The organism is Cupriavidus basilensis (assembly GCF_029335485.1).
Taxonomy (GTDB): Bacteria; Pseudomonadota; Gammaproteobacteria; order Burkholderiales; family Burkholderiaceae; genus Cupriavidus; species Cupriavidus basilensis_E.
Map to the genome: position 1 here is coordinate 1 of NZ_JARJLM010000210.1, position 24319 is coordinate 24319.

At 66.8% G+C, this 24319-nt stretch carries 16 protein-coding genes and 1 pseudogene; 9 read left to right on the top strand and 8 right to left on the bottom strand.

Features of this window, described 5'->3' with window-relative positions:
* From P3W85_RS12355 to P3W85_RS12370, 4 genes are all read right to left on the bottom strand, one after another.
* The coding region (locus P3W85_RS12355; protein WP_276264985.1) for a PQQ-dependent dehydrogenase, methanol/ethanol family at positions 1–2142 on the bottom strand (2142 nt) is incomplete at its 3' end.
* Between the two features lie 25 nt (positions 2143–2167).
* The gene (locus tag P3W85_RS12360) at positions 2168–3073 is read right to left on the bottom strand and encodes a transporter (RefSeq protein WP_017228612.1); all 906 of its coding nucleotides are present in this window, start codon (positions 3071–3073) and stop codon (positions 2168–2170) included.
* A gap of 85 nt (positions 3074–3158) precedes the next feature.
* On the bottom strand, positions 3159–4577 hold the full coding sequence (locus tag P3W85_RS12365) for an aldehyde dehydrogenase family protein (protein ID WP_017228613.1): 1419 nt from the start codon (positions 4575–4577) through the stop codon (positions 3159–3161).
* Between the two features lie 302 nt (positions 4578–4879).
* A complete protein-coding gene (locus P3W85_RS12370; RefSeq protein WP_276264986.1) occupies positions 4880–6784 on the bottom strand; it encodes a sigma-54-dependent Fis family transcriptional regulator in 1905 nt (634 codons plus the stop codon).
* 350 nt (positions 6785–7134) lie between these two features.
* Between P3W85_RS12370 and P3W85_RS45500 the strand changes: the two are divergent.
* Positions 7135–7230: pseudogene (locus P3W85_RS45500) on the top strand (hypothetical protein); the annotation flags it as partial.
* Positions 7231–7512: 282 nt separating this feature from the next.
* Here the strand turns inward: P3W85_RS45500 and P3W85_RS12375 are convergent.
* Entirely contained in the window at positions 7513–7860 is a 348-nt protein-coding gene (locus tag P3W85_RS12375) for a transcriptional regulator (protein WP_017228615.1), read from the bottom strand.
* A 97-nt stretch (positions 7861–7957) separates the two neighbouring features.
* On the opposite strand from P3W85_RS12375, the gene P3W85_RS12380 reads away from it, so the two are divergent.
* Positions 7958–8524: a hypothetical protein gene (locus P3W85_RS12380; protein ID WP_035814038.1), complete on the top strand. Its 567-nt coding sequence runs from the start codon at positions 7958–7960 to the stop codon at positions 8522–8524.
* Positions 8525–8587: 63 nt separating this feature from the next.
* On the opposite strand, the gene P3W85_RS12385 is transcribed toward P3W85_RS12380, so the two are convergent.
* On the bottom strand, positions 8588–9574 hold the full coding sequence (locus P3W85_RS12385; protein WP_346430262.1) for a transcriptional regulator: 987 nt from the start codon (positions 9572–9574) through the stop codon (positions 8588–8590).
* Positions 9575–9857: 283 nt separating this feature from the next.
* On the opposite strand from P3W85_RS12385, the gene P3W85_RS12390 reads away from it, so the two are divergent.
* Positions 9858–11228 carry a TAXI family TRAP transporter solute-binding subunit gene (locus P3W85_RS12390; protein ID WP_017228618.1) on the top strand — a complete coding sequence of 457 codons (1371 nt, stop codon included), beginning with the start codon at positions 9858–9860 and terminating at the stop codon, positions 11226–11228.
* Between the two features lie 44 nt (positions 11229–11272).
* On the opposite strand, the gene P3W85_RS12395 is transcribed toward P3W85_RS12390, so the two are convergent.
* Both P3W85_RS12395 and P3W85_RS12400 read right to left on the bottom strand, forming a co-directional pair.
* Positions 11273–12205, bottom strand: coding sequence for a hypothetical protein (locus tag P3W85_RS12395; protein ID WP_276264987.1), 933 nt, complete (start codon positions 12203–12205; stop codon positions 11273–11275).
* Positions 12206–12488: 283 nt separating this feature from the next.
* On the bottom strand, positions 12489–13340 hold the full coding sequence (locus tag P3W85_RS12400; protein WP_276264988.1) for a response regulator transcription factor: 852 nt from the start codon (positions 13338–13340) through the stop codon (positions 12489–12491).
* Between the two features lie 996 nt (positions 13341–14336).
* Here P3W85_RS12400 and wecB point away from each other — a divergent pair.
* Genes wecB through P3W85_RS12430 form a run of 6 tightly spaced genes read left to right on the top strand, consistent with a single transcriptional unit; the run spans position 14337 to position 24318 of the window.
* Positions 14337–15485, top strand: coding sequence for a non-hydrolyzing UDP-N-acetylglucosamine 2-epimerase (wecB, locus tag P3W85_RS12405; protein WP_035814043.1), 1149 nt, complete (start codon positions 14337–14339; stop codon positions 15483–15485).
* Between the two features lie 47 nt (positions 15486–15532).
* On the top strand, positions 15533–17737 hold the full coding sequence (locus tag P3W85_RS12410; protein WP_276264989.1) for a hypothetical protein: 2205 nt from the start codon (positions 15533–15535) through the stop codon (positions 17735–17737).
* Positions 17738–17762: 25 nt separating this feature from the next.
* Complete coding sequence (locus P3W85_RS12415) at positions 17763–19445, top strand: glycosyl transferase family protein (protein WP_276265000.1); 1683 nt, start codon at positions 17763–17765, stop codon at positions 19443–19445.
* Entirely contained in the window at positions 19442–22159 is a 2718-nt protein-coding gene (locus P3W85_RS12420; RefSeq protein ID WP_276264990.1) for an NfrA family protein, read from the top strand. The genes P3W85_RS12415 and P3W85_RS12420 overlap by 4 nt, the downstream gene beginning before the upstream one ends.
* Before the next feature lie 49 nt (positions 22160–22208).
* Entirely contained in the window at positions 22209–23216 is a 1008-nt protein-coding gene (locus P3W85_RS12425; RefSeq protein ID WP_017230690.1) for an alginate O-acetyltransferase AlgX-related protein, read from the top strand.
* Between the two features lie 4 nt (positions 23217–23220).
* Complete coding sequence (locus P3W85_RS12430) at positions 23221–24318, top strand: alginate O-acetyltransferase AlgX-related protein (RefSeq protein ID WP_276264991.1); 1098 nt, start codon at positions 23221–23223, stop codon at positions 24316–24318.
* Position 24319 lies beyond the last annotated feature (1 nt).

Consider the following 24319-nt stretch of genomic DNA (forward strand, 5'->3'; position numbering starts at 1 on the left):
CCGTACGGCGTCGGCCGTCCCCTGGATAAAGGCCTGGATCTTCACCACGTCCTCCTCGCTCAGCTTGCCGGTGAAATCCGGCATGCCTTGCTGTACGAAGGGACCGTTGAACACGATCTTGCCCAGGTTCTCGATCAGCCCAGCACCGACATAAGCCAGGTTGGGGATATTGCCACCCTTGTCCACCCCCGGCACGCCATGGCAGAACACGCAGTTGTTGACGTACAGCTTCTGCCCTTCCTGCACGTGGGCCGGGTTGTACTTCACGCCGGACAACAGCTCGGCCATCGGGTACGCCGCCGCTTCGGGAGCCTTGGCCCGGCCGCCCACGGCAAAGGTGTAGACCGTGCCGGGCGCCTTGCGGTCGGTGGCACGCGCGCTCAGGCCGAACACGCCGCCCCAGCCCACTGCGATCGACACATACTGCTTGCCGTCGACAAGGTAGGTGACCGGCGGGGCCACCACCCCGGTGCCCACCGGCGTCTCCCATAGCTTTTCGCCGCTGGCCGCGTGATAAGCGATAAAGCGGCCGTCCGCGGTGCCCTGGAACACCAGGTTGCCGGCCGTGGTCAGCGTGCCGCCATTCCACGGCCCCGCATAGTCCTGATGCCAGACGGCCTTCTGCGCGATCGGGTCCCATGCGATCAGCCTGCCGAACGGCTTGCTCTTCGGCGGCTCGGCATTGACCAGCATGCCGAGATTCCATCCCACGCCGCTGTGCGCTTCCTGGGAGTCCTTCTGGTTGCGCGCCCAAGCCTTGTCGTCCGCCAGGGTCAGCGGCACGTGTTGCGCCGGAATATAGGCCAGGCCGGTGCGCGGGTTGAAGGACATGGCATGCCAGTTGTGCGCGCCGAACGGGCCGGGCACCATATCGACCGGCTTGACGCTGGTATTGGCGAGCGGATTCTCGACAGGACGCCCGTCCTTGTCGTAACCCGTGGCCCAGTTCACGTCGACGAAGTTCTTCGCCGAGATGAACTTGCCGTTGGTGCGGTCGATCACGAAGAAGAAGCCGTTCTTCGGCGCGTGCAGGATCACCTTGCGCGGCCGGCCGTCGATCTTGAGGTCGGCCAGGATGATGTCCTGCGTCGAGGTGTAGTCGGAGTTGTCGCCCGGCGTTTCCTGGTAGTGCCAGACATATTCGCCGGTATCGGGGTTGAGCGCCACCACCGAGGCCAGGTAGAGATTGTCGCCGCCGCCCGGGCTGCGCAGCTTGCGGCTCCAGGGCGCGCCGTTACCCGTGCCGATATACATCAGGTTCAGTTCGGGATCGAAGGCCATGGTGTTCCACACGGTGCCGCCGCCGCCATTGAGCCAGTATTTCCCGCTCGGGTCCCAGGTGCCGGCCGCGCGGGCCATGGCCTCGTTCTCGAACGGCTTGGCGGGGTCTCCCGGCACCGTGAACCAGCGCCACCGCTGCGCGCCGGTCTCGGCGTCGTAGGCGGTGATGTAGCCGCGCGCGCCGTACTCCGCCCCACCGTTGCCGATGATGACCTTGCCGTTATACACGCGCGGTGCGCCGGTGATGGTGTAGGAGAACCTGTGGTCCGCCACGGTGTCCTGCTCCCAGGCCTTCTTGCCGGTGGCGGCATCGATGGCCACCAGCCGGCCGTCGAAGGCCCCCACGAAGACCTTGCCCTTGTAGACCGCCACACCGCGGTTCACCACATCGCAGCAGCCCTTGTAGCCGAGCTTGCGCGGCACCTTGGGATCGTAAGTCCAGAGCCGCTTGCCGGTGCGCGCATCGATGGCATGCACTACGCTCCACGGCGCCGTGACATACATCACGCCGTCGACCACCAGCGGCGTGGCCTCCACCCCGCGGGTCGACTCCAGGTCATAGGACCAGACCAGGCCCAGTTTGGCGGCGTTGCCGGTGTTGATCTGGTCGAGCTGGCTGAAGCGCGTTTCGGCGTAGTCCAGCCCGTAGGAAGGCCAGTTGGCGGTACCGCGCTCATTGGCGCGGATCGCCGCGCCGTCGATACCTGCGGTGACGGCGCGCATCTTCTGCACATCCGGTGGCCTGGCGCCCGCGGCGCCGGCGGCGAGCACCGCCCCCGCCGGCAAGGCCAGCGCTATCGCCGCCGCACCCAGCCACAGCGCGGCTGCCCCGTCCTGCCTATCCCTGCTGCTTCTCGTCATGATCTGTTTTCCTTGTCAGGTCCGCTCAAAATACTTTGAGCACACGAAGATTGAAACGGCTGCCTTCCATCGGACCGTTGCGCACCGAGATGTCCTGCCCATAGGTGCCCAGCACCTGCACGGTGGGTGTCGGGAACCACGCCATCCCCAGTGAAAACTTGGAAGTATTGGTGTTGTCGTTGCGCGAGATGCCGTTCACCTTGCTTTCGCCGCCGGCCGTGTAGGACAGCCCGCCGCGGATGTCGAAGGTATCGGTGAAGTTGTAGCGCAGCCAGCCCTGGCCCTGGAACAAGGGTGCCTGCTTCAGGGTGGCCGAGGCCGCACCGAACTTGTTGTTGTCGCCGTAGAAGGTCACGTCGGCGATCAGGTCGAGCGTCAACTTGCCGGCCAGGGGCGTGATGTAGCCCGCCTGCAAGGCGAACTTCCAGCGGTTCTCGCCCAGGTTCAGCGCCCGCGCCTTGTCATAGCTGCCGACCGGCACATAGAGAAACGGGGTAATGCCGAAATACCGTTTCTGCTGCGGCTGGTTGACCAGCCACACGGTCGCTGCCAGGATCGGGTCTCCCACGCCGCTGCCGCTGCCGAGCCCGCTCAGTTGATCGCGCCCGCGCAGGTTACCGAACGGCAGCAGGAACTGTGGGTCCACGGTAAAGCCGGCGATGTCCATGAAATGCACATAGCGCAGGATGCCCACGTCCGAGTTCAGGTTGCCGCCGGCTGCCTGCCTGCCGCTGGCGTAGACCTTGTCGCGCTCCGCGTGCTGGTAGTACAGCATGCCCAGGTTGGTGCCCGCCGGCAGCGCGGTATAGTCGCCGGCATCGACGTCGATGGCCCACGCGGGCGCTGCCGCCAGCAGCAGCGCCGCGATGGTGCCGCCATGGCGCAGGGCCGCACGCGCCCTCCGGCGCAAGGCCGTTCCTTGTTGTTTCATGTCTCCTCCATTTTTTATTGTGTGCCCATGCCGCAGCACGGCCCGGGGGCCGTGCCGGGTCTGGCGGGCGGGATGCCGCGGACGTTCAGCCCGCCTGCTGGCGCGCGATATTGATCACGCTCAGTTGTGCATATTCGGCCAGGCCTTCGGCAGCGAACTCCACGCCCACGCCGGACTCCTTGGCCCCCACCAGGGGGATATGCGGGCCGAAATGCAGGTGATGGTTGACCCAGGCGGTGCCCACGTCGAGCCGCTGCGCCACGGCATAGGCGCGCGCCTGGTCGGCCGACCAGACCGAACCGCCCAGGCCATAGGGCGAGCCGTTCACGCGCGCCACGGCCTCGTCCAGGTCTTCGTACCTGAGCACGGGCAGGATCGGCGCGAACTGCTCCTCGGCTACCAGCGCATTGGTGTCGGGCAGGTCGCGCACTATGGTGGGCGCGATAAAGTAGCCATCGCCCTTGAGCGCTGCGCCGCCGGCCAGCACCTTGCCGTCGCGCCTGGCCGCGGCCAGGAAGCGGCCGGCCTTGTCGAACTGCATGGCGTTCTGCAGCGGCCCGAGGGTAACGCCGGGCTCGGCGCCGTTGCCTACCACGGCCTGCCTGGCCAGTTCGGCCAGTGCCTCGCAAAGCTCGTCATGGATCGAGGCATGCACGTACAGGCGCTTGAGCGCCAGGCAGACCTGGCCGCAGTTGTAGAAGGCGCTGCCGAAGATCCGGGGCGCGATCTCCGCCACATTGGCATCGTCGAGCACGATGGCGCCGTCATTGCCGCCGAGTTCCAGCGTGATGCGCTTGAGACGGGGTCCGGCGCTTTCCATCACTTTCTTGCCGGTCGCGGTGGAGCCGGTGAACGAGACCTTGGCCACGTCGGGGTGCGATGTCAGCAGGCCGCCCAGATCGTTGAGATCGGTGATCACGTTGAGTACGCCCGCGGGGAAGATGCCGTTGGCGATGGCCCCGAGCTGCAGCGAAGCCAGCGGCGTGGTGGGCGCGGGCTTGAGCACGACGGTATTGCCCATCAGCAGCGCGGGTGCGATCTTGTAAGCGGCAATCAGCACCGGGAAGTTCCACGCGGCGATGGCCGCGACCACGCCCAGCGGCTTGTGATGGACTTCGATGCGGTGAGTCGCATCGTCCTGCACCACCGATACCGGCAACGCCATGCCGGCGATATGGCGCACGAACGCCAGTGCGAACTGCAGTTCCTGGCGCGCCTCCGCCAGCGGCTTGCCCTGCTCCAGCACCAGCGACGCGGCGAGGTCTTCCGCATTGGCCGCCATCTCATCGGCAAAGCGCAGGAGCAAGGCCCGGCGCGCTGGCAGCCCGAGCGCCGCCCAGGCTGGCTGGGCCGCCTTGGCCGCGGCCACCGCGGCGTGCGCATCGCGCTCGGTGGCGCGGGATACCGTATTGAATACCTTGCCCGTGGCGGGGTTGATCACGTCCAGCAGGGCCCCGCCCTCGACCAGCTTGCCGCCGATCACGAGTGCTGCGTTGCTTGCCATATTGTCTGTCTCCTTTGTCTGTGCAGGTAGCGCTCATGCGCTCGCACTGCTTACAGCAAAGGCCATGCCCGGCCCGTTGAGACCGCCGCTCGCAGGCTGCATTCCTCCTTGCATTCACGCCATCCTGCGCCTTGCTGCCGCCTCTCGGTTCCCGATGGATACAGTCAAGCCCGCGGCCGGCATCGCATGCCTGTCTCAATCTGCACCGGTGTCTCGATACAGCTGATACAGGAGAACAAAGAAAAAACCCCCGATGACCGCACGCGGTCATCGGGGGCCTGGAAAGACAAGGCCGGCCGCGATCAGCCAGGCTTGTGGCGTGCCAGCTTGCGATACAGCGTGGCGCGCGAGATGCCCAGCGCGCGCGCCGCTTGCGAGCGATTGCCGCTCAACTGGGCCAGCGTCCTGTGGATCAGTTCGCTCTGCACATCCGCCATCATGGTGGATTGCCCGGGGGCGCGCGGCGCCTCCAGCCGGATGGTGCCGATCGCCGCCGACACCCAGCAGTCGTCGAAGTGTTCGCGCCGCACGATTTCGCTATCGCCGGACAAGGCGACGGCTGCGCGCAGCACCTGGTGAAGTTCGCGCACGTTGCCGGGCCAGTGGTGCGACATGACCAGTGCCATGGCATCGGCATCGAGCTGCTTGCGCCGCCCGCGCGCCAGCGACTGCAGGACGGCAGCCACCAGCTCGGCCAGATCCGTGCGCTCCCGCAGCGCAGGCATGCGCACCGACATGCCGTTCAGGCGGTAAAACAAGTCCTCCCTGAAGGTGCCGGCGCGCACCAGGTCGGGCAGATGGCGATGGGTCGCGCAAATCACGGAGATATCGACCGGCACCGGCTTGCTGCTGCCGATCCGGGTCAGGCTGCGCTCCTGCAGCACGCTCAGCAGCCGGGTCTGCAGCGCCAGCGGCATATCGCCGATTTCATCCAGGAACAGCGTGCCATGATCGGCCTGCTCGATCTTGCCGGCGCTGCCGCCCTTGCGGCTGCCGGTGAAAGCGCCGTCGGCATAGCCAAACAGCTCGGCTTCGGCCAGGCTTTCGGGAATGGCCGAGCAGTCGAGCGAGACGAAGGGCTGCCCCGGCCGGCTGGCGTCGTGCAGGGCACGCGCCAGCAAGCTCTTGCCGGTGCCGGTCTCGCCCAGCAGGATGACCGGCACCTGCTCGCGGATCACCGTCACGGCCTTGTCGACGGCCTGGGCCAGCGCCGTATCGGCAATCACACACGACGGGTTGCCGGCCGCCTTGGCGCCGCCGCCATGACTGGCGCGCCGCGCATGCGCGTGCCCCGGCGCCATCGCCTGGTCGAGCGAAACAAAGAAGCGCTCGCCACCGAGCGCGCTCAGCGACCCAAGGCCCGACGCCGCCGCATGCATGCCGCTGGCGAACACCTGGCGCAACTCGGTACCGGCACCGGCAGCGCTGCGCAGTCTCAGCATCTGCCGCGCGGCACGGTTTGCGGCGACGATCACATCGTCGTCCGAGATCGCGATCAAGCCCTCGGCCGGCGTATGCAGCAGGCGGTGGTCATGATGCAGATGCAGGATGCGGCAGCCATGCAGCCTGGCGTACAAGCGGTTCTCGATCGACATGGCGGCGGATTGCACGAGGCTGAGTGCATAGCCGGGCAGGTCCACGCCGAAACCGGTGATGTCGACCACGCCGATCAGCTTGTCGTGGCAGTCGTAGATCGGCGCCGCGGCGCACACCACGTCGGCAAGCTCGTTGAGATAGTGCTCGCCTCGCCGTATCTCCACCGCCCTGCCGCCCTCGATCAGCACGCAGCCTGGCGCATTGGTGCCGAGCGAACCCTCGCACACGCGCTTGCCGCCCCGCAGTACGGCTGCGGCCGCCGGGCCAACGCCAGTGCCGGCGCTCGCGTTGGAACTGACGATAACGCCTTCCGCATTGGTGCAGAACACGAGCCAGTGCTGCGCCGGAAACGCGTGCGCCAGGATCTCCATGTCCTCGCCGGAAGCCTCGATCAGCACCCGGTGTTCGTCCTCGATCCGTTGCAACTGCGTGCGCGAGACAACATTGCTGAACAGCGCCTGGTCTTCGGGCCGCATGCCGGCGCTGGCGGCGCGTTGCCAGGATCGGGCGATCAGGTCGGGGACGGCCCCCGGAGGAATCAGCTTCCCTTCGAAAAAATGCCGTCTCGCGACCTGCGCGTCTGTTGCCAGCCCATCCGCTGCGTGCCTCATTCAGTTGTCTCCGTACTGTCTTGTTATCGTTGCGGTAACGGCGGCGGCTGCCGCGGCTGGGGCGCCCGCTGGAGAGGAACTGTAAGTGAGGCACCCCCTGTTTTCAAGCGCATGACGGTGCGGCACATGGTTTTCACCTAGGGGATCAGCGCGCTCCGGACGCACTTCTCGCCCAGGCAAGCCGTGCACTGTCTCAATCTGAGACAGTGCCGCACGGCGGCGCGGGAAACACCACGAGTGCAGCCGCCCGCCAGCACCGCTTCAAGAGACCCGGCCTGCCATTCAGGAATGCCGATTTGCATTGTCCCCAGGCCCTTATAATGGCCGCCGCCCAACGGGCCTGCCCGCTCATGGAAAGGAAAGAAGTGGAACGACGCATTGCCCTGGATCCACTCGACTTCCGGCTGCTGAATGCCTTCGTCGCTATCGACAGGGAGCGGCACGTGGGCCGGGCCGCCGATGCGCTGGGCATGTCGCAGCCGACGGTTCCACCCTGCTTGCGCGCTTGCGCCAGGTCGCGGGCGATCCGCTGTTCATCCGCAGCGCCCAGGGCATGCAACCCACCGCACTGGCACGCGCATGGGCGAACCGGTGGCCTCGGCACTGGCGGCACTGGAATCGGCGCTCAACACGGTTCAACGTTGCACGAAGTGCAAATTCCAGATTGCAGATTGCGGGCGGGATTGCGGGTGTTTTCAGGATCCCGGTCTCCCCGCCATGAGACACGCCTAATCGTCCTTGGCGGCTTTGACAAGACACTCGGACAGCCGATCGAAATGCCGCAGCGCGGCCTGGGTCAACTCCACCTGCTTGCGCCGCGCATCCTCGGTATCCGTCAAGATGATCCAGCCCTTCTTGCGCATGGACTTCAGGCGCGCGTGGAGCGTTGCCGGCGAACCCAGATCGCTGTTGCCCATCATATCCCGCACGGAAAGACGTTGCCGGTTCTGGCTGGAGCGAGCCACCAGTTCAAGAATGCGCTCTTCGAGAGGATCCAGGGCCGGCAAGGATGGCAGCCCGCGTAGCGCTTCAGCCAGTTGCAGAAAGCGCAGATAGATGTCGGCAGGGCGAGTCATCGCGCTGCCCCCTCAGGTGCGGAGATACGCCGTCCACGGGAAAATTGGGCTATGATCCGCTCCCAGCTCTGATTGGGTCTGCAAGAATTCTACCGCAATGTCAAATCTCCGCCTGCAATGCTGCATGGTCATGGCAACGATCGTCTTGTTCGTCCTGGCCCTGGCGCTTAACGAGTGGCTGTTTGCGCATTCGGAATTCGTCCGCGGCGTGAACTGGGTTTACCTGCCGGCGGGAATGCGGCTCTTGTGCACGCTGCTGTTTGGCGAGGCCGGCGCCATCGGGCTGTTGCTCGCCTCGTGGCTGGTAAGCTTTGTCTACTTTTTCCCCGACGACTTCAGCCGGGCGTTCATGGGCGGGATTCTGGCGGCAGCCGCACCCTATCTCGTGTACCGCCTGGCGAGGCAGTTCTTCGGATTGCGTGCATCGCTGTCCAACCTGACCCCGAAGCGGCTGCTGGCCTGCATCGTGGCCTATGCGGTCGCGAGCCCCCTGCTGCACCATATCTGGTTCGCCCTGCACGGCGGCACGCAGAACCTGTGGCAAGGCTTCCTGGTCATGCTGACCGGCGACCTGAGCGGCACCCTCATCGTGATCTACACCATGAAGGGCCTGCTCTGCCTGCTGCCGGCCGGGCGCTCCGGTACCGCTGCGCAACACAAATAGGCGCGGCACCGCAAAGGCGATCACCCTGATTCTCCCGCGCCGGCTGCGCGCCGCCTGTCCCGCTCATGCTGCCATCTGCTGCGGCCCGGCAGCATCCTCCCCTCCCGGGCCGCACCTGACCGGCTTCAGCAAAGGGGGAAAATCCGCCGGTACCAGCCATTGCGCGATGTAGCCACCCATCGCATCGAGCAAGACATCGGAGCTCAGGCCGGCAGCGCCCGCGAGCGCCGGACAGATGACCAGGGCCGTGTCGCCGTCAACATGGACCCGCAGCGTTTTGGGCAGGTCGGCCGGCTGCAGGATATGCTCCACGCCGGGCACATGGGAGAATTCAAAGCCGCGCAGAAAATCATCGGCATGGCGCGCTCCCAGGCAGACAATCACCTTTGGGCGCATGTGCCGGCGCAAGCGGGCAATAAACTGGAAGCGGCCGCCGCCGCGGCAAAGTTCGATGAATCGACTCTGGGGATTCAGCGCGGGCTGCGCTCCATAAGTGCTGGACCAGGACCGGTTTCCGCTTGAACTGGTCGGCAAGGGAAAGAGGCATAGCTTGAACTCCCCCCCTTGCGGCGCAAAGAGATGATGGCGGAAATACGGCTCCCAGCCGCAAGCCCTTGCCCCGAGCACGGCTCGGCGCGCCGCCACCATGATTCTTGCGATCTTCTGCTGGGTCTGCCAGCGCGCCATCTCCACCTGGCGCTGCTGCCGGAAGGACCTGTCCCAGGCAGCCGGCGCCTCGCGCGGCGCAAGCGGGCCGCTCAGCGTCGCCGCTCCGGTATGCGGCGTGTTCTCGCAGAACCAGACTGCGGCGGCAGGATTGCCTTCCATGCCAATGTAGGAGCCGAAGTAGGCGTCCAGTTCCTTCTCCGAGTAGGCAATCTCACCGCCCTCCCGTATGCCGCCCCCCAAACTGCCGGCCATTGAAATTCGTGGCTTCATGCTGCTATCCAGCGCATTATTGTTACAGAAATCATAACCATTTATGCGAGCGTTTAATACTGGAGCTGCCGGCCAACGGCAGGCGGAACAGGATAAGTTGCAAGAGAACAACGATAAATCCGCTTGCCTGGCGGATTTCCGGATAACGGCGGCCCTTCGCCCGCCCGGCGCCATGCACGCCCGCACCACGCAACGGCACCGACCTCGCCATCGTTGGGCAGCGTATCCGCAACCGCGTGCGTAGAGCGCAAGCAGGCCTCACGCAGGAGCCGAGCGGTATTCCCGGTGGCAACTACCGGCGGGTGTTCGGGGCGTCCGTCGGGTAGTTTCGTGCCGGCGGGCCGGCATCCGCGAGTGCTATCATCCATCGGCCCAACCCTCCGCACCCGTGCCGATGACGCCAGCTCCCGGTCCAGAGAAGAAGCCCTCCCCGGCCATTGCGCCCCCGGATATCCGCCGCCTGCGCGCGCGCTTTGTTGCCATCTCCTGGCGCGACCTGGCCGTCTCTTTCGGGCCTGCGCTGATTTTCTGCGTGGCGGCTATCTGGCTCGCGGTCTGGCTGATACAGCCCGCGCCGCCGACCACCATCTCCATCAGCGCTGGCCCCAAGGGCAGCTCTTTCTGGAACGCCGCGGACAGATACGCGAAGATCCTCGCGCGCAATGGCATCACCTTGAATGTCCTGCCGTCCGAAGGATCGCTACAGAACGTGCAGCGGCTGGCCGACCCCAAGCAGGCGGTCGACCTGGCACTGGTGCAGGGCGGCGTATCCGACGGGGTGGATACCGGGGGGCTGGTCTCGCTGGGCAGCATGTTCTATGCACCGATCAGCGTACTGTACCGCGGCAAGGAAAAGCACAAGCTGTCCGACTTCCGCGATGCGCGCATCGCGATCGGCCGCGAAGGCAGCGGCTCCCGCGCGCTGGCCCTCGCCCTGCTCAAGGCCAACGGCATCGAGCCCGGCGGCAGCGCCAGGCTCATCTCCTTCGATGGCGACGACGCCGCGCAAGCGCTGGTCGACGGCAAGATCGACGTCGCCATGCTGTCCGGCGATTCCGCCACCGGCCCGACCATGCGCAAGCTGATCCGCACTCCCGGCATCCGCCAGCTGGATTTCGCCCAGGCCGACGCCTACACCCGGCGCTTCCTCTATCTGCAGGAGCTGGTTTTGCCGGCGGGCGTATTCGACCTTGGCAAGAACCTGCCTTCGCACCCGATCCACCTGATCAGCCCGACGGTGGAACTGGTGGCGCGCGACACCCTGCATCCCGCGCTGTCCGACCTGCTGATCGAAGCGGCGCGCGAGGTCCATGGCAAGGCCGGGCTATTGCAGGGCGCCGGGCAGTTTCCCTCGGCAAAAGTGCATGAATTCCCGCTGAGCGACGATGCCACGCGCTACTACGCATCCGGCAAGAGCTTCTTCTACCGGCACCTTCCCTTCTGGCTGGCAAGCCTGCTCGACCGCGCCCTGCTGATACTGCTGCCGATGATCGTGATCCTGATCCCGGCCTTCCGGCTGGTGCCCTCCCTGTACAGCTGGCGCGTCAAATCCCGCATCTATCGCTGGTACGGCTCCCTGATCGAGATCGAGCGCGTCGCCATGGTGGACCCGACCGAGGAGGAGAAGGCCGGGCTGATCGCGCGGCTCGACCATATCGAGGAGGCCGTCAACAGGATGAAGATGCCGCTCGCCTACGCCGACCAGTTCTATGTGCTGCGGGAGCACATTGTCTTTGTCCGGCGGCGGCTGACCGGCGCGCAATGAGGTATTGCATCGGGAAGGGACCTGCGCCTGCTTGACCCCACCCGCTATCGCGCCGTCTGCTGACGCTGGTATTCCTTGTATTTCATCTGCATGTATTCCTGCCGGTCCAGTTCATGCAATTGCCGCGGATATTGCTCGGTGGCGTCGAACCACGTGGTCAGGCGTTGCTCCAGCCGCTTGTCGGACGGGCTCGACAACGCGCTCAGATAGGCGTCGATGGCCAGGTAGTAGCGCATGGTATTGCGCTCGATCAGGCCGCGCACACCGCCCACGAACCGGCTCTTGCCGGATGGCCCGGCGCCGGCGGAAGTGAAGCCGACCTTGTCGCTGCCGATGGTGGCCAGATAGGTGCTCATGGCGATGCGGCCGGCCATGCCGTAACTGTAAGCATAGGTGAGATGCAGGAAGGTGCGGTTTCCCTCCAGGGGTATCGCCTCCAGCACGATCCGATAGTCCCTGGTGCTCAGCGGGCCGCTGTCGGCATTGAGATCCACCTCGAAGTATCCCGGGCCGGGGCTGGCCGCCGCGCGGTAGCTGAATTGCACGCGGTAGGTGTACGCCAGCGCCTGCTCGACCTTCTTGCCGATGTTCACCGCGAGCACGGTGCCGTCCCTGCCGGAAGAGGCCCGGCAGTACTTGATATTCAAGTGCAATATCAGGACATCGCACCAGTTGGCCGGACCTTGCCCCGGATCATGCAGCGCGCCGTCGACCATGGCGAACGGGTAATCCACCACGCTGTAGATATCGCCCTTGAGCGTGTTTGGCGACTCCGTGGAATCCAGGTACAGCTGGCGCTGGAACTGGTTGCGGTTGAGCTGCTGCGTCAGGCTCTGGTACCTGTCGCGCAGGCTTTGCGCATTGTCGGCCGCCCTCGCGGCCAGCCCCTGGCAAAGCAGGCACATCGCCAGGCCGCTTAGCGCCAGCTTCGTTCTGTACGACCCGTTGCCAGCCGGGCGCTTAGCAAGTGTGCTCATTCATGCGTTCCGGGGGCCCACGTGAATTGGCGGCCGCCGCCGGCGGCTTCGCGCTAGTATGGCGCCGAATGCACAGACCAGTCGCAGGCTGCGGCGTACAGGCTTCTCCGCGCATGCCGTCCCTGGCTTGTGAGTTCGTGTGTATCCGCCGCCGCAAGGCCAGCCTGCAGTATAGGTCAGGCCGGGTTGCTGCGGCGCCGGGCACGGACCGCCCGCGGCTGGCGTATCGTTCGCAGCGCCGGACGCGCCTTCGCCGGTCGTGCGGCAGCGCCCCTATCGCACCCTACTCGACCGGCGGCAGCGCCGACCCGTGCACCGAGTGCCGGAACGCCCTCGGCGTCAGGCTGAACTGCTCGCGGAATGCCGTTGCAAAGTTTGCCGCGCTGGAGAAGCCGACTTGCGCGGCTATGTCGACGATCTTCAACGATGTCTCGGCCAGCAGGCGCTTTGACAGGAGCAGACGGCTCTCGCGCAGGTATTCGAATACCGTCTTGCCCAGTTGCTCGCGGAACGCGCGCGACAGGCGTTTTTCATGCGTGCCGAAGCGCCGTGCGAGCGCCGCCAGGTTTGGCGTGGCGGCCAGGCTGTCGGTCAGATACCGCGCGACTGCCTGCACCAGTACCTGGTCTTCGCTGCGCGCCGAGGGCGACAGCACCGCCTCTTCCGAAGACCGGCGCGCCGCCAGCGAGAGATGGATGCAGATGCGCGCCAGCACCTCGACCGGCTCGAATGGCTTGAGGATATAGTCCACGCCACCATTGCGCAGGCCATGCAGGCGCTCCTCGATGCTGCTGGCGTCGGTCAGGAAGATGACCGGGATCTCCTTTGTCCGCGGATGCGCCTTGAGCAAGCGACAGACCGAGAACCCGTCCAGGCCAGGCAGCCGCACGTCGAGCAGGATCAGGTCGGGCGCATGCGCCTGCGCGCGGTGATAGCCCTGCGCGCCGTCAAAGGCAACGCTGACGCGATACCGGTCGCTGCGCAGCAACTCGATCAACGGGCGCAACTCGTCGGGCCGCTGATTGACGATCAGGAGATGGGCGCGGACCGCGCCGTTGGCGGCGGTATTGCCCTCCGTGCCATTGTCGCTATGCGAGACGGAACCAGACAGCGTATGCGGCTTTTTAGCAGTCATATTGAACAATAGGCGGAGATACCGGCCAGGGTCACCCCGGTCTCAAGTGCCATCGGGCGATGCGGCGGAAGATAAGCCCCCCTGCGCGCCGGCTGACTCGAGCGCTGCGCCCGGCCGATGGCGAGTACGTTGCCTGTCCAGGCAAGAGCGGGTTCACACCGCCCGGCCAGGCCGGATGCCGGAAGGATTGCTACGCGGTGGCAGTGCTGGCCTGAGCAGCGCTACCGTTTTCCTTGCCGCGCGTCCCCCATGCGCGGGACCGGGCTGCAGCGGGCCATCGGGGTTCACAGACAGTACCCGCGCCACTCCTATCGCCCCGGCCCGATAGACACTGCGGATAAACCAATGGCACCTTTTCTTCCCGTGCAAGTCCATTCCCGGATCGGGACGAGATGTTAGCAGGGATGGCAAAGAAGAAAAACATAAATTCTAAAAATATCCATCCATAAATATTGACTTCAAGATCATCTCTATAAGCTCAAGCCCCATCCATCATCTATGCGCATCGCCTGGATCTCATGATTTGCTTTTCATAATTCCTGATTCCGAGGAAACGAAAAACCATTCAAGGATCCGCGCCTTGGAGTGGAGGAACCTATCCTCTCCTCCCCTTGAACCGACATGGCGATGCAGCCGAATCCCCAGAAAAATGGAGTGATCCTCGAACCGGAGCGGAGATTAAAATGCAATCCCCTCCAATCGGGGGTATCAGGTTGACGCATCGGGAAAACCGGCCCTTGCCATTTCCCGCACCGCCTCGCAAAACATGCCGATCCGGCAAAGCAAAGCACTATTTCCGTTCCCATTTATATTGTCAAAAAATGTAAATGATTCGCCGGATCAAACGTTTTCTCCTATCCAGCAAACATTTAGATGGAATCCCTCTTCTAGAATCCGACCCGAATTGCTTGCAAGAGACAATGTGCCATCGCTAAATTCAGCATTGCGTACCGCCTGGCAATCCCTGAAACCTAATTCCCGAATGAGCCAGCCGGCATGAGAGTACTTTCGATAGTAGGAACACGGCCCGAAGCCATCAAGATGGCACCGCTCGTGCAAGCGCTTCAGCGCGAACCCGGCGTGACCGGCATGCTGTGCACCAGTGGCCAGCACCGGCAGATGCTGGACCAGGTGATGTCGCTGTTCGCGCTGCAGGCGGATTACGACCTCGATATCATGGCGCCCAACCAGACGCTGAACGGCCTGTTTGGCCGTCTGGTGGCACGCTTCGACCAGGTGCTCGGCGGCGTCAAGCCCGATCAAGTCCTGGTACACGGCGATACCACCACGGCAGCGGCGGCGGCCATCGCTGCCTTCCATCGCGGCATCCCCGTGGCGCATGTGGAAGCAGGCCTGCGCACCGGCGACCTGGCTTCGCCCTTCCCCGAGGAGATGAACCGCCGCGTAGTGGATGCGGTCAGCAGCATGTTGTTCGCACCCACCCCGGCCGCACGCGACAACCTGTGCAAGGAGAACCTGGCCGGCAGCATCTTCGTCACCGGCAACACGGTGATCGACGCGCTTGCCATGACCTGCCAGCGCCTGGACGGCGATGGCAGCCTGAGCGCGGCCATTGCGGCACGCCATGCGTGGCTGGACCCGCGCCGACGCCTGTTGCTGGTGACAGGCCATCGCCGCGAGAGTTTCGGCGAGGGTTTCGAGCAGATCTGCGAAGCGCTCGCTATGCTGGCGCGCCGCGCCGACGTGCAGATCGTCTATCCCGTGCATATGAACCCGCGCGTGCGTGAAACCGTCTTGCGCAAGCTCGCCGGCATCGACAACGTGCACCTGATCGATCCGCTCGAATATCTGGACTTCGTCTGGATGATGCGCAAGGCCTGCCTGATCCTGACGGATTCCGGCGGCGTGCAGGAGGAAGCGCCGCACCTGGGCAAGCCCGTACTGGTGATGCGCGAGACCACCGAGCGGCCGGAAGCGGTCGCCGCCGGCACCGTCAGGCTGGTCGGTACCGACAGCGGCCGCATCGTCGCCGAAGTCCACCGGTTGCTGGACGACGCCGCGCTCTACGCGCAATGCCGCCGCCGGGTGAATCCCTACGGCGACGGACAAGCCTGCCAGCGGATCGTGGCAGCGCTGTGCGGCCGCCCCATCGACGACTTCCAGCCCGCTGCCGCGACGGCCTGATTGGCCCGCCCCCATCCCTAAACCTTTCGCTCCCGCTTATCGCCGCCATGGTACTGCGTCTTTGCCGCCTGCCTCGCCCTGCCCGTTTCCCGCGCAGCCTCCTTTCCGCCGCCCTTGCACTGCCGCTAGCGGCCATTGCCGGGGCGCCCGGCGATGCCATCCGCGGGCTGGAAGCCAATACCTGGCTGACGCGCACCGTGACGCTGGCCGAACTGGGATTCACCGCGCCGGTGGTAATGAACCATAGCGATTCGCGCCATGAGTTCTATCTGCCGGTGCCGCGCAACGTCCCGCTGGCGGATGCCTCGATCGCCTTCGACTCGCACTATATAAAGACGGAGGAAGGCCGCACCAGCCTGCTGCTTTCCGTCGACGGCCGCCCCGCCTTCGCGCGCCGCTTTGAAAACGGCGAGGGTGAAGCCGCCCGTGCGCTCGCCGTCGAGCGGCGCGCCCGCGAAAGCGGCTTCGTCCGGCTGGGCGTGAACTGGTCGTCCAATACCGCGCAGCGGCTATGCGAGATCGACCGCCCGCTTGGCAATGCGCTGACGATCCAGCCGTCCACCCGCCTCAGCTACCGCTACGACGGCGCCGTCCTGCCCACGCTGGAGGACGCCTGGGTCTCGCTGCCGGCCAATACCACGATCCTGTTCGCCGCCAACCGGCTTGACCGCGCCGCCTTCGATGCCGCATGGCGGATCGGCGTGGCGCTGGAAAACGGCGGCAAGCGCGCCACCATGCGTGCCTTCCCCGCACCTGGCGATATCATCGACACGCGCGAGCTGAGCGTGCCGGCGGGACTGCGGCAGGTGCCGGCATTCGCGGTGCTGGACGCCAGCGCGCAACACCGCATCGGCAGCGAGGCCGAGCTCGGCGCGCTGCTGGTGCTGGGCGCGCCCGCCGTCGCCGCCGACCTTGCCGTGGTCGACACCGCCCTGCAGGCCCGGCTCAAGACCGCGCTGGATGCGCTGGCGGCGCAATTGCAGGGCGACGCGGATGCCGCCCGGGCTTTCGCCGCCTGGCGTGCCAGCCGCGCGCCGCTGGCCGGCGCATCACTGTCGGCCAGGCAGATCCAGCTGACCATGCTGGGCGGCCGCCCCGTGATCGCGGTCGCACCGGATGCAGGCACGCAGGCCGCCGGCATCCTGAACGGCCTGTGGCGCCGCACGCTGGACTCGCGCAAGGTGGAGGTGCGCGCCGCCATGCAGCCAGATCACGGAGAACACTCCGCCACGCCGCTGAGCAGCCTTGGCAACGCCGACAGCAGCTTCGACGTCATTGCGCACGGTGACTGGACGGCCAACTTCCCGCTTAGCGCCGCGGCCATCGACGGCCGCGCGCCCAGCGAACTGGTAGTGGACGTTGCCGCCGCGCCCGGCGCTTCCGGCAGCCCGCCGGTGGTCTCCGTGTTCTGGAACGATGTACTGCTGGCGGCTCGCCAGATTGAGGCCAACGGTCACCGCAACCGCCTGGTGGCGCAGGTGCCCGGCTATGCCCTGAACGTGCGCAACGTGTTGCGCGTCTCGTTCCAGCGCCAGCCGGTCTCGGTCGACTGCAACGAGACCCCGCAGGGCTACCCGGTCAGCGTGCTGCCCAGCAGCCACCTGCGCTCGGGCGCCACCAGGCCGGACGGCTCCTTCGCCAGCCTGCTGCCGCTGATGGCGGGCCGGCCGCAGCTGATCGTGCCGGAGGGCTATCTGCTGGATGCCGGCGCCCGCCTCGCCCAGGTGGTGCGGCTGGCGGCCGCCAGCGGCTTGTCGCCCTATGGCGCGGAGCTGGTGCTGATCGGCAAGGACCAGGCGGCCCGCCCCACCCGTCCGTTCCTGGCAATGGATGTCAGGCTGCAAGGCATAGAGCCCAAGGTGCGCGTGCCGGCCCAGGGCCATCTCCAGATCAACGGTCGAGAAATGCAGTGGCTGGACGTCGCCGGCGTCGCCGGACTCGGCGCCGCCGAAGTGATCGGCGGCAGCGGCCACGACGGCATCCTGTGGCAGGCCATGGGCGCGCCGGCAGGCAGCCCGGGACAGCCCTTCGTGTTCAACCGGGGCAATGTCATGGTGGTCGGCGCCGACGGCCCGCGCGCCTGGCTCGACAGCGCCCAGCCGGACAGCAACCCCGCCGAGAAGCCCGGGCTTCTCGAGAGATTGCGCCGCATGGCGGCAAGCCACCTGCTGATCCTCGGCTTCGGTTCCTGCCTGGCCGCCCTGTTGCTCTTCGCCTATCTCGCCAGCCGCGCACGCCGGGCAAAGCCATAAACCATCCATGCCGTCCATGTCGTTCATGTCCTCCATGTACTGGCCCTACCTCGTCGCCGACTATTATCGCGGCCTCGAGGTCGTCACCGCCGTGGTGGCCACGCTGATCCTGCTGTCCAGCATCGACGATCTGTTCATCGATCTCTGGTACTGGCTGCGCGAGGCTTATCGGGGCCTGGTCGTGCGGCGCCGGCACAAGCCGCTATCGACCGAGCAGTTGCGCGCATGCGAGGAACAAGCCCTCGCCATCATGGTGCCGGCCTGGCTGGAGTTCGACGTTATCGCGCCGATGCTGGAAAACATGGTTTCCACGCTGGAATACCAGAACTACATGATCTTCGTCGGCACCTATTGCAACGACGCGCGCACCATCGGCGAGGTGGAGCGCATGCGCCGCCGCTACCGGCAACTGGTACGCGTGGAAGTCCCGCATGACGGGCCCACCTGCAAGGCCGACTGCCTGAACTGGATCGTGCAGGCGATCCTGCTGCACGAGCGGGACATGCCCGCGCCCTTCGCCGGCATGATCCTGCACGACAGCGAAGACGTGCTCCATCCGCTCGAGCTGAAGTACTACAACTACCTGTTGCCGCGCATCGACTTCATCCAGTTGCCGGTCGCCTCGCTCGAACGCAGCTGGTACGAACTGGTGGCCGGCACCTATATGGACGAGTTCGCCGAATGGCACACCAAGGACATGGTGGTGCGCGAGAGCCTGTCGAAGATGGTGCCCTCCGCCGGCGTCGGCACCTGCTTCTCGCGCCGCGCGCTGGTGGAGCTATCGGCGGAGACCGACAACCAGCCCTTCAACACCGACAGCCTGACCGAGGACTACGACATCGGGGCGCGGCTGTCGCGACGGGGCATGAAGCAGATTTTCGGCAAGTTCAAGGTGGAATACGCCACGCGCCGGATGTCGTGGTTTGGCCTGGGCAAGGAAAAGATCGGGACCATCTCCATGCCGCTGGGCGTGCGCGAGTATTTTCCAGACACTTTCCGCACCGCCTACCGGCAGAAGGCGCGCTGGCTGCTGGGCATCGGCCTGCAAGGCTGGCAGCAGGTCGGCTGGGCCGGCTCGCTGACCACCAAATACCTGCTGTACCGCGACCGCAAGGGCCTGGTGACCTCCTTTATCTCGATCCTGGCCTACCTGCTGCTGGCCAACTTCCTGCTGTTCTACCTGGCCGACGCCATGGGCTGGTGGACCGTCCACTATCCCGCGCTGTTCCGCCCCGGGAGCTGGCTGGTCACGCTGATGTGGCTCAACACCATCGCACTGGCGCTGCGCACGCTGCAACGGGTCTATTTCGTGGGCAGCATGTACGGCTGGGAGCACGGCCTGCTGTCGGTGCCGCGCATGATGATCGGCAACTTTATCAACGCCATGGCCGCCGCGCGCGCCTGGCGGCTCTTCCTCGGCCACATGTTCTTTGGGCAGCGGCTGGTGTGGGACAAGACCATGCACGATTTTCCTTCGTCCGATCAATTGACCCAGCAGCGGCGCCGGCTGGGCGAGTTGCTGCTGTCGTGGCATGCCATCGACGAGACCAAGCTGGCGCACGCCCTCGACCTGCAGGCCGCCGCGCACCGCCCGCTCGGCAACATCCTGCTGGAGCAAGGCTGGCTGGACGAGGTCACCCTGCTCGAAGCGATCGCCTTCCAGCAAAACATGGCACCCGCCGCCGCATCGCACGGGGCCGCCGCATGAAGGCGCGTACCCGTCTTATCGTGCTGCTCTCGTCGCTGGGCGGCGCCGCCCTGCTGCCGGCGCCCGCGTTCGCCGAGCCGGCGGCCAGCGAAGCGCCGCTCAGGGGAAAAGCCTGGCAACTGGCCGACGAAGGCTACAAGGCCTATGACAAGGGCGACTACGCAAAGGCCCAGGCCAGGGCGGAAGCCGCCATCCGGCTACGTCCGAACGTAGCGCAACTGCACCTGCTGCTGGTCTACGCGCTGCAAAAGCAAGGCAAGCCGGCGCAAGCCGAACGCGCCGTGGCGGCAGCCAATGCCGCCGGGGTCGACAGCCCCGCCCTGCGCGAGGCACGCACCGCGCTGCGCGCCGGCGCCCAGGGCGGCACGGCCCCTGCCACGCAGGCCTTCCGCACCGGCTTTCCCTTTGCCACGCAAGCCTACGCCGCCTACAACGACGGCGATTACAAGGCCGCCGCCGCCGCTGCGGAGAAAGCGTTCGCTGCCGACCCGAGCCAGGGCGCATGGGCCCTCCTGTGGCAAGACGCCCTGGCCGCGCAAGGCGACGACAAGGGAGCCCTGCAGGCCATCGAACGCGCGCTGGCCGCCGGCGCCCCCAACCAGGCCGACCTGATCGCGCGCCGCCAGGGCCTGCACCGCCAGATGTCGGTCCCCTCCGCCCAGGCGGGCTACCAGGCGCTGATCGCCAATCGCCCGGCCGACGCCATCGCACCGGCCCGGCGGGCCGTCGCGCTGGCGCCCGACACGGCCAGCCACCGCCTGCTGCTGATCACCACGCTGATGCTGGACGAACAACTCGCCGAAGCGGAAACCGCGGCCAGCGAGGCACTGCGGCAGGACAGCGACGACACCGTGGCCCTGCTGCTGCGAGCCTACCTGCGGCAGCGCCAGGGCAAGACAGCCCAGGCCGAGGCCGACTTCGACAGCGCGCTCGGGCAGGACTGGCTGGACGACGAGCAGCGGCACAATGTGCGCCTGATCGCCGCCGACGCGGCACTGGCCGCCGGCAACGGCCAGCGCGTGCAAGCGCTGCTGGCCGCGCTGGACGGCACGGACAAGGCCGTGCGCAGGCGCCTGGACGAAGCCGGCCGCGCACGCGCCCCCAGGACCGCGCTGACGCTGGCCGGCTACCCGCCCCCGGTGCAGCGCTGCCGCGACACGCCGTATGGCACGGCGTGCGAATTGCTGCCGGCGGACGCCTCCGGCGGCAGCCCCGCCGCGCTGGCCTATGCCGCCTATGGCCGGCACGACTACCAGGAAGCGATCGCGCAAGCGCGAAAGGCCCTCGAGCGCGACCCGGGCGAGCAGAGCCAGGCCCTGCTGACCACCGCGCTGGCGGCCGGCAACCGGGCGCAGGCCCGCGAAGCGGCCGCGCGGCTGGACGCCGCGCTGAACCGGCAAGCGGGCGACGCCGGCCTGCTGATGCAGCGCGCCTATGTCAACCAGCGGCTGGGCATGCCGGAGCAGGCCTTGCACGACATCCAGGCCGCCCGCGCCACCGGCAAGGCACCGCCGCTCGCAATACTGGACGAGGGCTATGCACGCGCCGGCGCGGGAGACAAGCGCGGCGCCGCGCGGACCTTGATGCAGGCCATCGACCAGGCCGATGCGGGCACGCTCGCCCTGGACGAGGAGCAGCGCTACAACACACGCGGCGCCATCGCGGGATTCTCGCGCGAGTGGGGTGGCTATGTGTCCGCGGGCTACCGTGGGGCGCGGCCGGCGTCAGCGGATTTTGGCGGCGCCGCCGTTTCCACGCCAGGCGATGCGGTCTTCGGCACCGCGGAAGTATTCTGGCGCCCGCCAATCTTTCTCAATACGTCGAACCGGACCTTCGAACTCTACGGGCGTCTGTCGAGCACCATCTACGACAACGGCGGCAAGACCAAGGCGCAACGCCTGGCGGACCCATGCGGCGGCACGGCGGCGGCCCGCGCGGACCTGGGCGAGACCCACAGCCGCGGTATCTCCGGCGTGCCCACCACCGTGGGCGCGCTGGGGCTGCGCTTCACGCCATCGAACGAGGTTGGCCTCACCTTCGGTCTGGAGCGCCAGTTCCTGCTCGGCACCGCCACCCGCAGCGGCATGCTGGTTCCTGCCGATGCCGCCCAGCGCTGCGCGCTCAACCGGCAAAACCAGAGCGCCCGCTATGAATCCGATGCCGGTTCCGGCGGCTGGCTCACCTACGTCACGTACGGCATCTACGAAGGCAGCGGCATGCGGTTGGACGTGCCGAGCTGGTTCACGGTGGAAGGCTATGTGCAGGGCGGCTACAGCCTGCAGGATTTCGCCGCGCGCTACTCGCTGCGCGACAACGCCACCGGCAGCGAGACGGCTAGCGGATCAGGCCGCCTGCGCCGCGACCAGGCCTTCGCCTCTGGCGAAATCCGGGCCGGCCGCAGCTTTCGCCTCGACGCCATCGACGAGCGGCTGATCCTGTTCCCCTACGTGGTGCTGGGCGCCGACTGGCTATGGCAGAAGAACCGCGCCTCCGGCACGCTGGGCACGGCATCCGGCAGCACCGAACTGCAAGGCAATGGCGCCACATGGTCGGTCGGCGCCGGCCCCGGCGTCAACCTGCGCTACTGGTTCCGGCAGGACCGCTACAACGCGCCACGCTCGTATCTGGACTGGGGTGTGCAGTACCGCGCCGGGCTCGCCGGCCACTCCAACCGCGCCAAGGGGCTGTTCATGAACCTGACGCTTTCTTACTGATGCACCGATTGCGGCGCTCCCCGCCATCGCTCCCAAAGGAATGACCTCCATGCACCTGTCCCGCGACAACCCGCTGCGCCCGGCCCGGCGCATCCGTTCCTGGCTGGGCCACAGCCTGGCAGGCGCCGCCCTTGCATGGTCGGCCGTGGCCTGCGCCGACGGATCGTCCATCATCATCGAAGGCAAGGACAACTGGCTGTTCCCGGGCTGGGGCAGCCTGACGCACGTGGATAGCGCCGGCATCGATGCCAGTGCGGCGCTGGTGGCCGAAGCGCGCAGCGCGCTGCTGGCGCGCGATATCCGGCTGGTGGTGGTGCTGGTGCCCGACAAGGCGCGCTTCTACCAGGACAAACTGCCGGACGGCAAACCCATGAGCACCGAAGTCGCCGCGCGCTACCAGACCGTGCTCGGCAAGTTGCGGCAGGCGGGCGTTGCCACCTTCGACGACGAGGCGGTGCTGCTCAAGCTCAGGAAAGAGGGGCGCGACGTCTACTACCGCACCGACCAGCACTGGACCCAGGCCGCCGCCGACGCCACCGCGCAGGCCACCGCCGGGATCGTCATGCAGCAGGCGCCGCAGCTCAAAGGCCAGCCCGGCAGCGGCATGGCGCTGGGCGCCTTGTCCAACGAGCGGCGCTACGGCGATCTGGCGGAACTGTTCCTGACCCCCGAGCGCAAGAAGGCCGTGGGGCGCGAAACGTTCACGATACGCAAGGCCACCGACAGCCAGGCCCTGCTGGACGATGCCGCGGCGCCGGTGCACGTCACCGGCCACAGCATGGTCCAGCCCTATTTCGGCTATCCGCAAACGCTTTCGAACTCGCTGGACCGCCCGGTCTCCGTCAACTGGAAGCCCGGCAACGTGGGGCCGTGGATCATGCTGCTGGAGTACCTGGAATCCCCCGGCTTTCGCCAGCAGCCGCCGCAGGTGCTGGTATGGCAACTGTTCGAGCCCGCCTTCTCGCAAGGGCCGGACGCGCGCGGCCTGTGGGACAACGCCTCGCTGATGAGCGCCGACACCTGGCGCAAGCGGCTCAAGGCTGCCCTGGAGCGCTGAGGACATGGACATCAAGCCGGATATCGAGCCATCGCACCGCCTGGGCGCGGCCGTGTGCGCAGCGCTGCTGGCGGCCGGCCTGGCCTGGGGCATCCACTCGCTATGGCAGTCCCGCGGCCGGCTCGCCGGGCTGACGCCGTCCGCCTGGCTCGACGGCTCGGCGGGCCAGGCGCTCAAGCCAGCCCTGCGCTTGCCGGCGCAAGCACAGGTGGAGACAGGGCTGGCCGCGCTGCGCTACCGGCTGCTTGGCAGCCTCGGCAAACAGGTCGTGCAGGGATGCCCGGGCTGGCTGTTCTATCGCGACGGCCTGCAACCGCAGCCCGGCCACGCGCAAGCCTTCGCGCAGCGCCTGCGGCTGATGCGGCACTGGGTTGGCGAGTTGCGCGCTACCGGGGTGCAGGTGCTGGTGGTAGCGGTGCCCGACAAATCGCGTGTCGAGGCGGCACGGTTGTGCGGCTTGCAGGCTGCCCCTGCCATGCGGGAGCGCCTGGACGACTGGCACGCCGGCCTTGCCGCCAGCCAGGTGCCATACGTGGACCTGCGCGCCGCGCTGGATGCCCGCACGCCGGGCTATTTCCGCACCGACGTGCATATGAACGGCCATGGCGCCGCCGCCAGCGCCGAGGCGGTGGCGGCGGCGGCCCTGCACTTCCTGGGCCAGCCAGGCCAGCAGCGTTACGCCGTCGGCAGCGCGGCCCGCCCCACCGAGCGCGTGGGCGACCTGCTGGTGCTGGCCGGCCTGGAACACGCCCCGGACCGCTGGCGCCCGCTGCCCGACCTGGTGCGGGAGCAGACCGTCAAGCCGGAGATCGCTGGCGGCCTGCTCGACGAGGTGGCACCGCCGGAGGTGTTGCTGGCCGGCAGCTCCAACGGCCGGCGCAGCCACTTCGCCGAGCGCCTGGGCATGCGGCTGGGCCGCCAGGTCTGGAACCTGAGCATGGACGGCGGCCAGTTTTCCGGCGCCCTCCAGGCCGCACTCCGCCAGCGCGCGCAATGGCCCGCCAGCCTCCGGCTGGTGATCTGGGAATTCTCGGAGATGGCATTGTCCCTGCCGCTGACCGAGGACGAGAAGACCACCCTGGCCACCCTGCCATCGCGGTAAG

Excerpts from the sequence above, each read along its gene's own strand:
- P3W85_RS12365 (WP_017228613.1), bottom strand. The coding sequence starts at position 4,577 with ATGGCAAGCAACGCAGCACTCGTGATCGGCGGCAAGCTGGTCGAGGGC.
- P3W85_RS12395 (WP_276264987.1), bottom strand. The coding sequence starts at position 12,205 with ATGAGCACACTTGCTAAGCGCCCGGCTGGCAACGGGTCGTACAGAACG.
- P3W85_RS12360 (WP_017228612.1), bottom strand. The coding sequence starts at position 3,073 with ATGAAACAACAAGGAACGGCCTTGCGCCGGAGGGCGCGTGCGGCCCTG.
- P3W85_RS12380 (WP_035814038.1), top strand. The coding sequence starts at position 7,958 with ATGTCAAATCTCCGCCTGCAATGCTGCATGGTCATGGCAACGATCGTC.
- P3W85_RS12390 (WP_017228618.1), top strand. The coding sequence starts at position 9,858 with ATGACGCCAGCTCCCGGTCCAGAGAAGAAGCCCTCCCCGGCCATTGCG.
- P3W85_RS12410 (WP_276264989.1), top strand. The coding sequence starts at position 15,533 with ATGGTACTGCGTCTTTGCCGCCTGCCTCGCCCTGCCCGTTTCCCGCGC.
- P3W85_RS12415 (WP_276265000.1), top strand. The coding sequence starts at position 17,763 with ATGTCCTCCATGTACTGGCCCTACCTCGTCGCCGACTATTATCGCGGC.
- P3W85_RS12430 (WP_276264991.1), top strand. The coding sequence starts at position 23,221 with ATGGACATCAAGCCGGATATCGAGCCATCGCACCGCCTGGGCGCGGCC.
- P3W85_RS12425 (WP_017230690.1), top strand. The coding sequence starts at position 22,209 with ATGCACCTGTCCCGCGACAACCCGCTGCGCCCGGCCCGGCGCATCCGT.
- P3W85_RS12420 (WP_276264990.1), top strand. The coding sequence starts at position 19,442 with ATGAAGGCGCGTACCCGTCTTATCGTGCTGCTCTCGTCGCTGGGCGGC.
- P3W85_RS12400 (WP_276264988.1), bottom strand. The coding sequence starts at position 13,340 with ATGACTGCTAAAAAGCCGCATACGCTGTCTGGTTCCGTCTCGCATAGC.
- P3W85_RS12375 (WP_017228615.1), bottom strand. The coding sequence starts at position 7,860 with ATGACTCGCCCTGCCGACATCTATCTGCGCTTTCTGCAACTGGCTGAA.
- wecB (WP_035814043.1), top strand. The coding sequence starts at position 14,337 with ATGAGAGTACTTTCGATAGTAGGAACACGGCCCGAAGCCATCAAGATG.
- P3W85_RS12370 (WP_276264986.1), bottom strand. The coding sequence starts at position 6,784 with ATGAGGCACGCAGCGGATGGGCTGGCAACAGACGCGCAGGTCGCGAGA.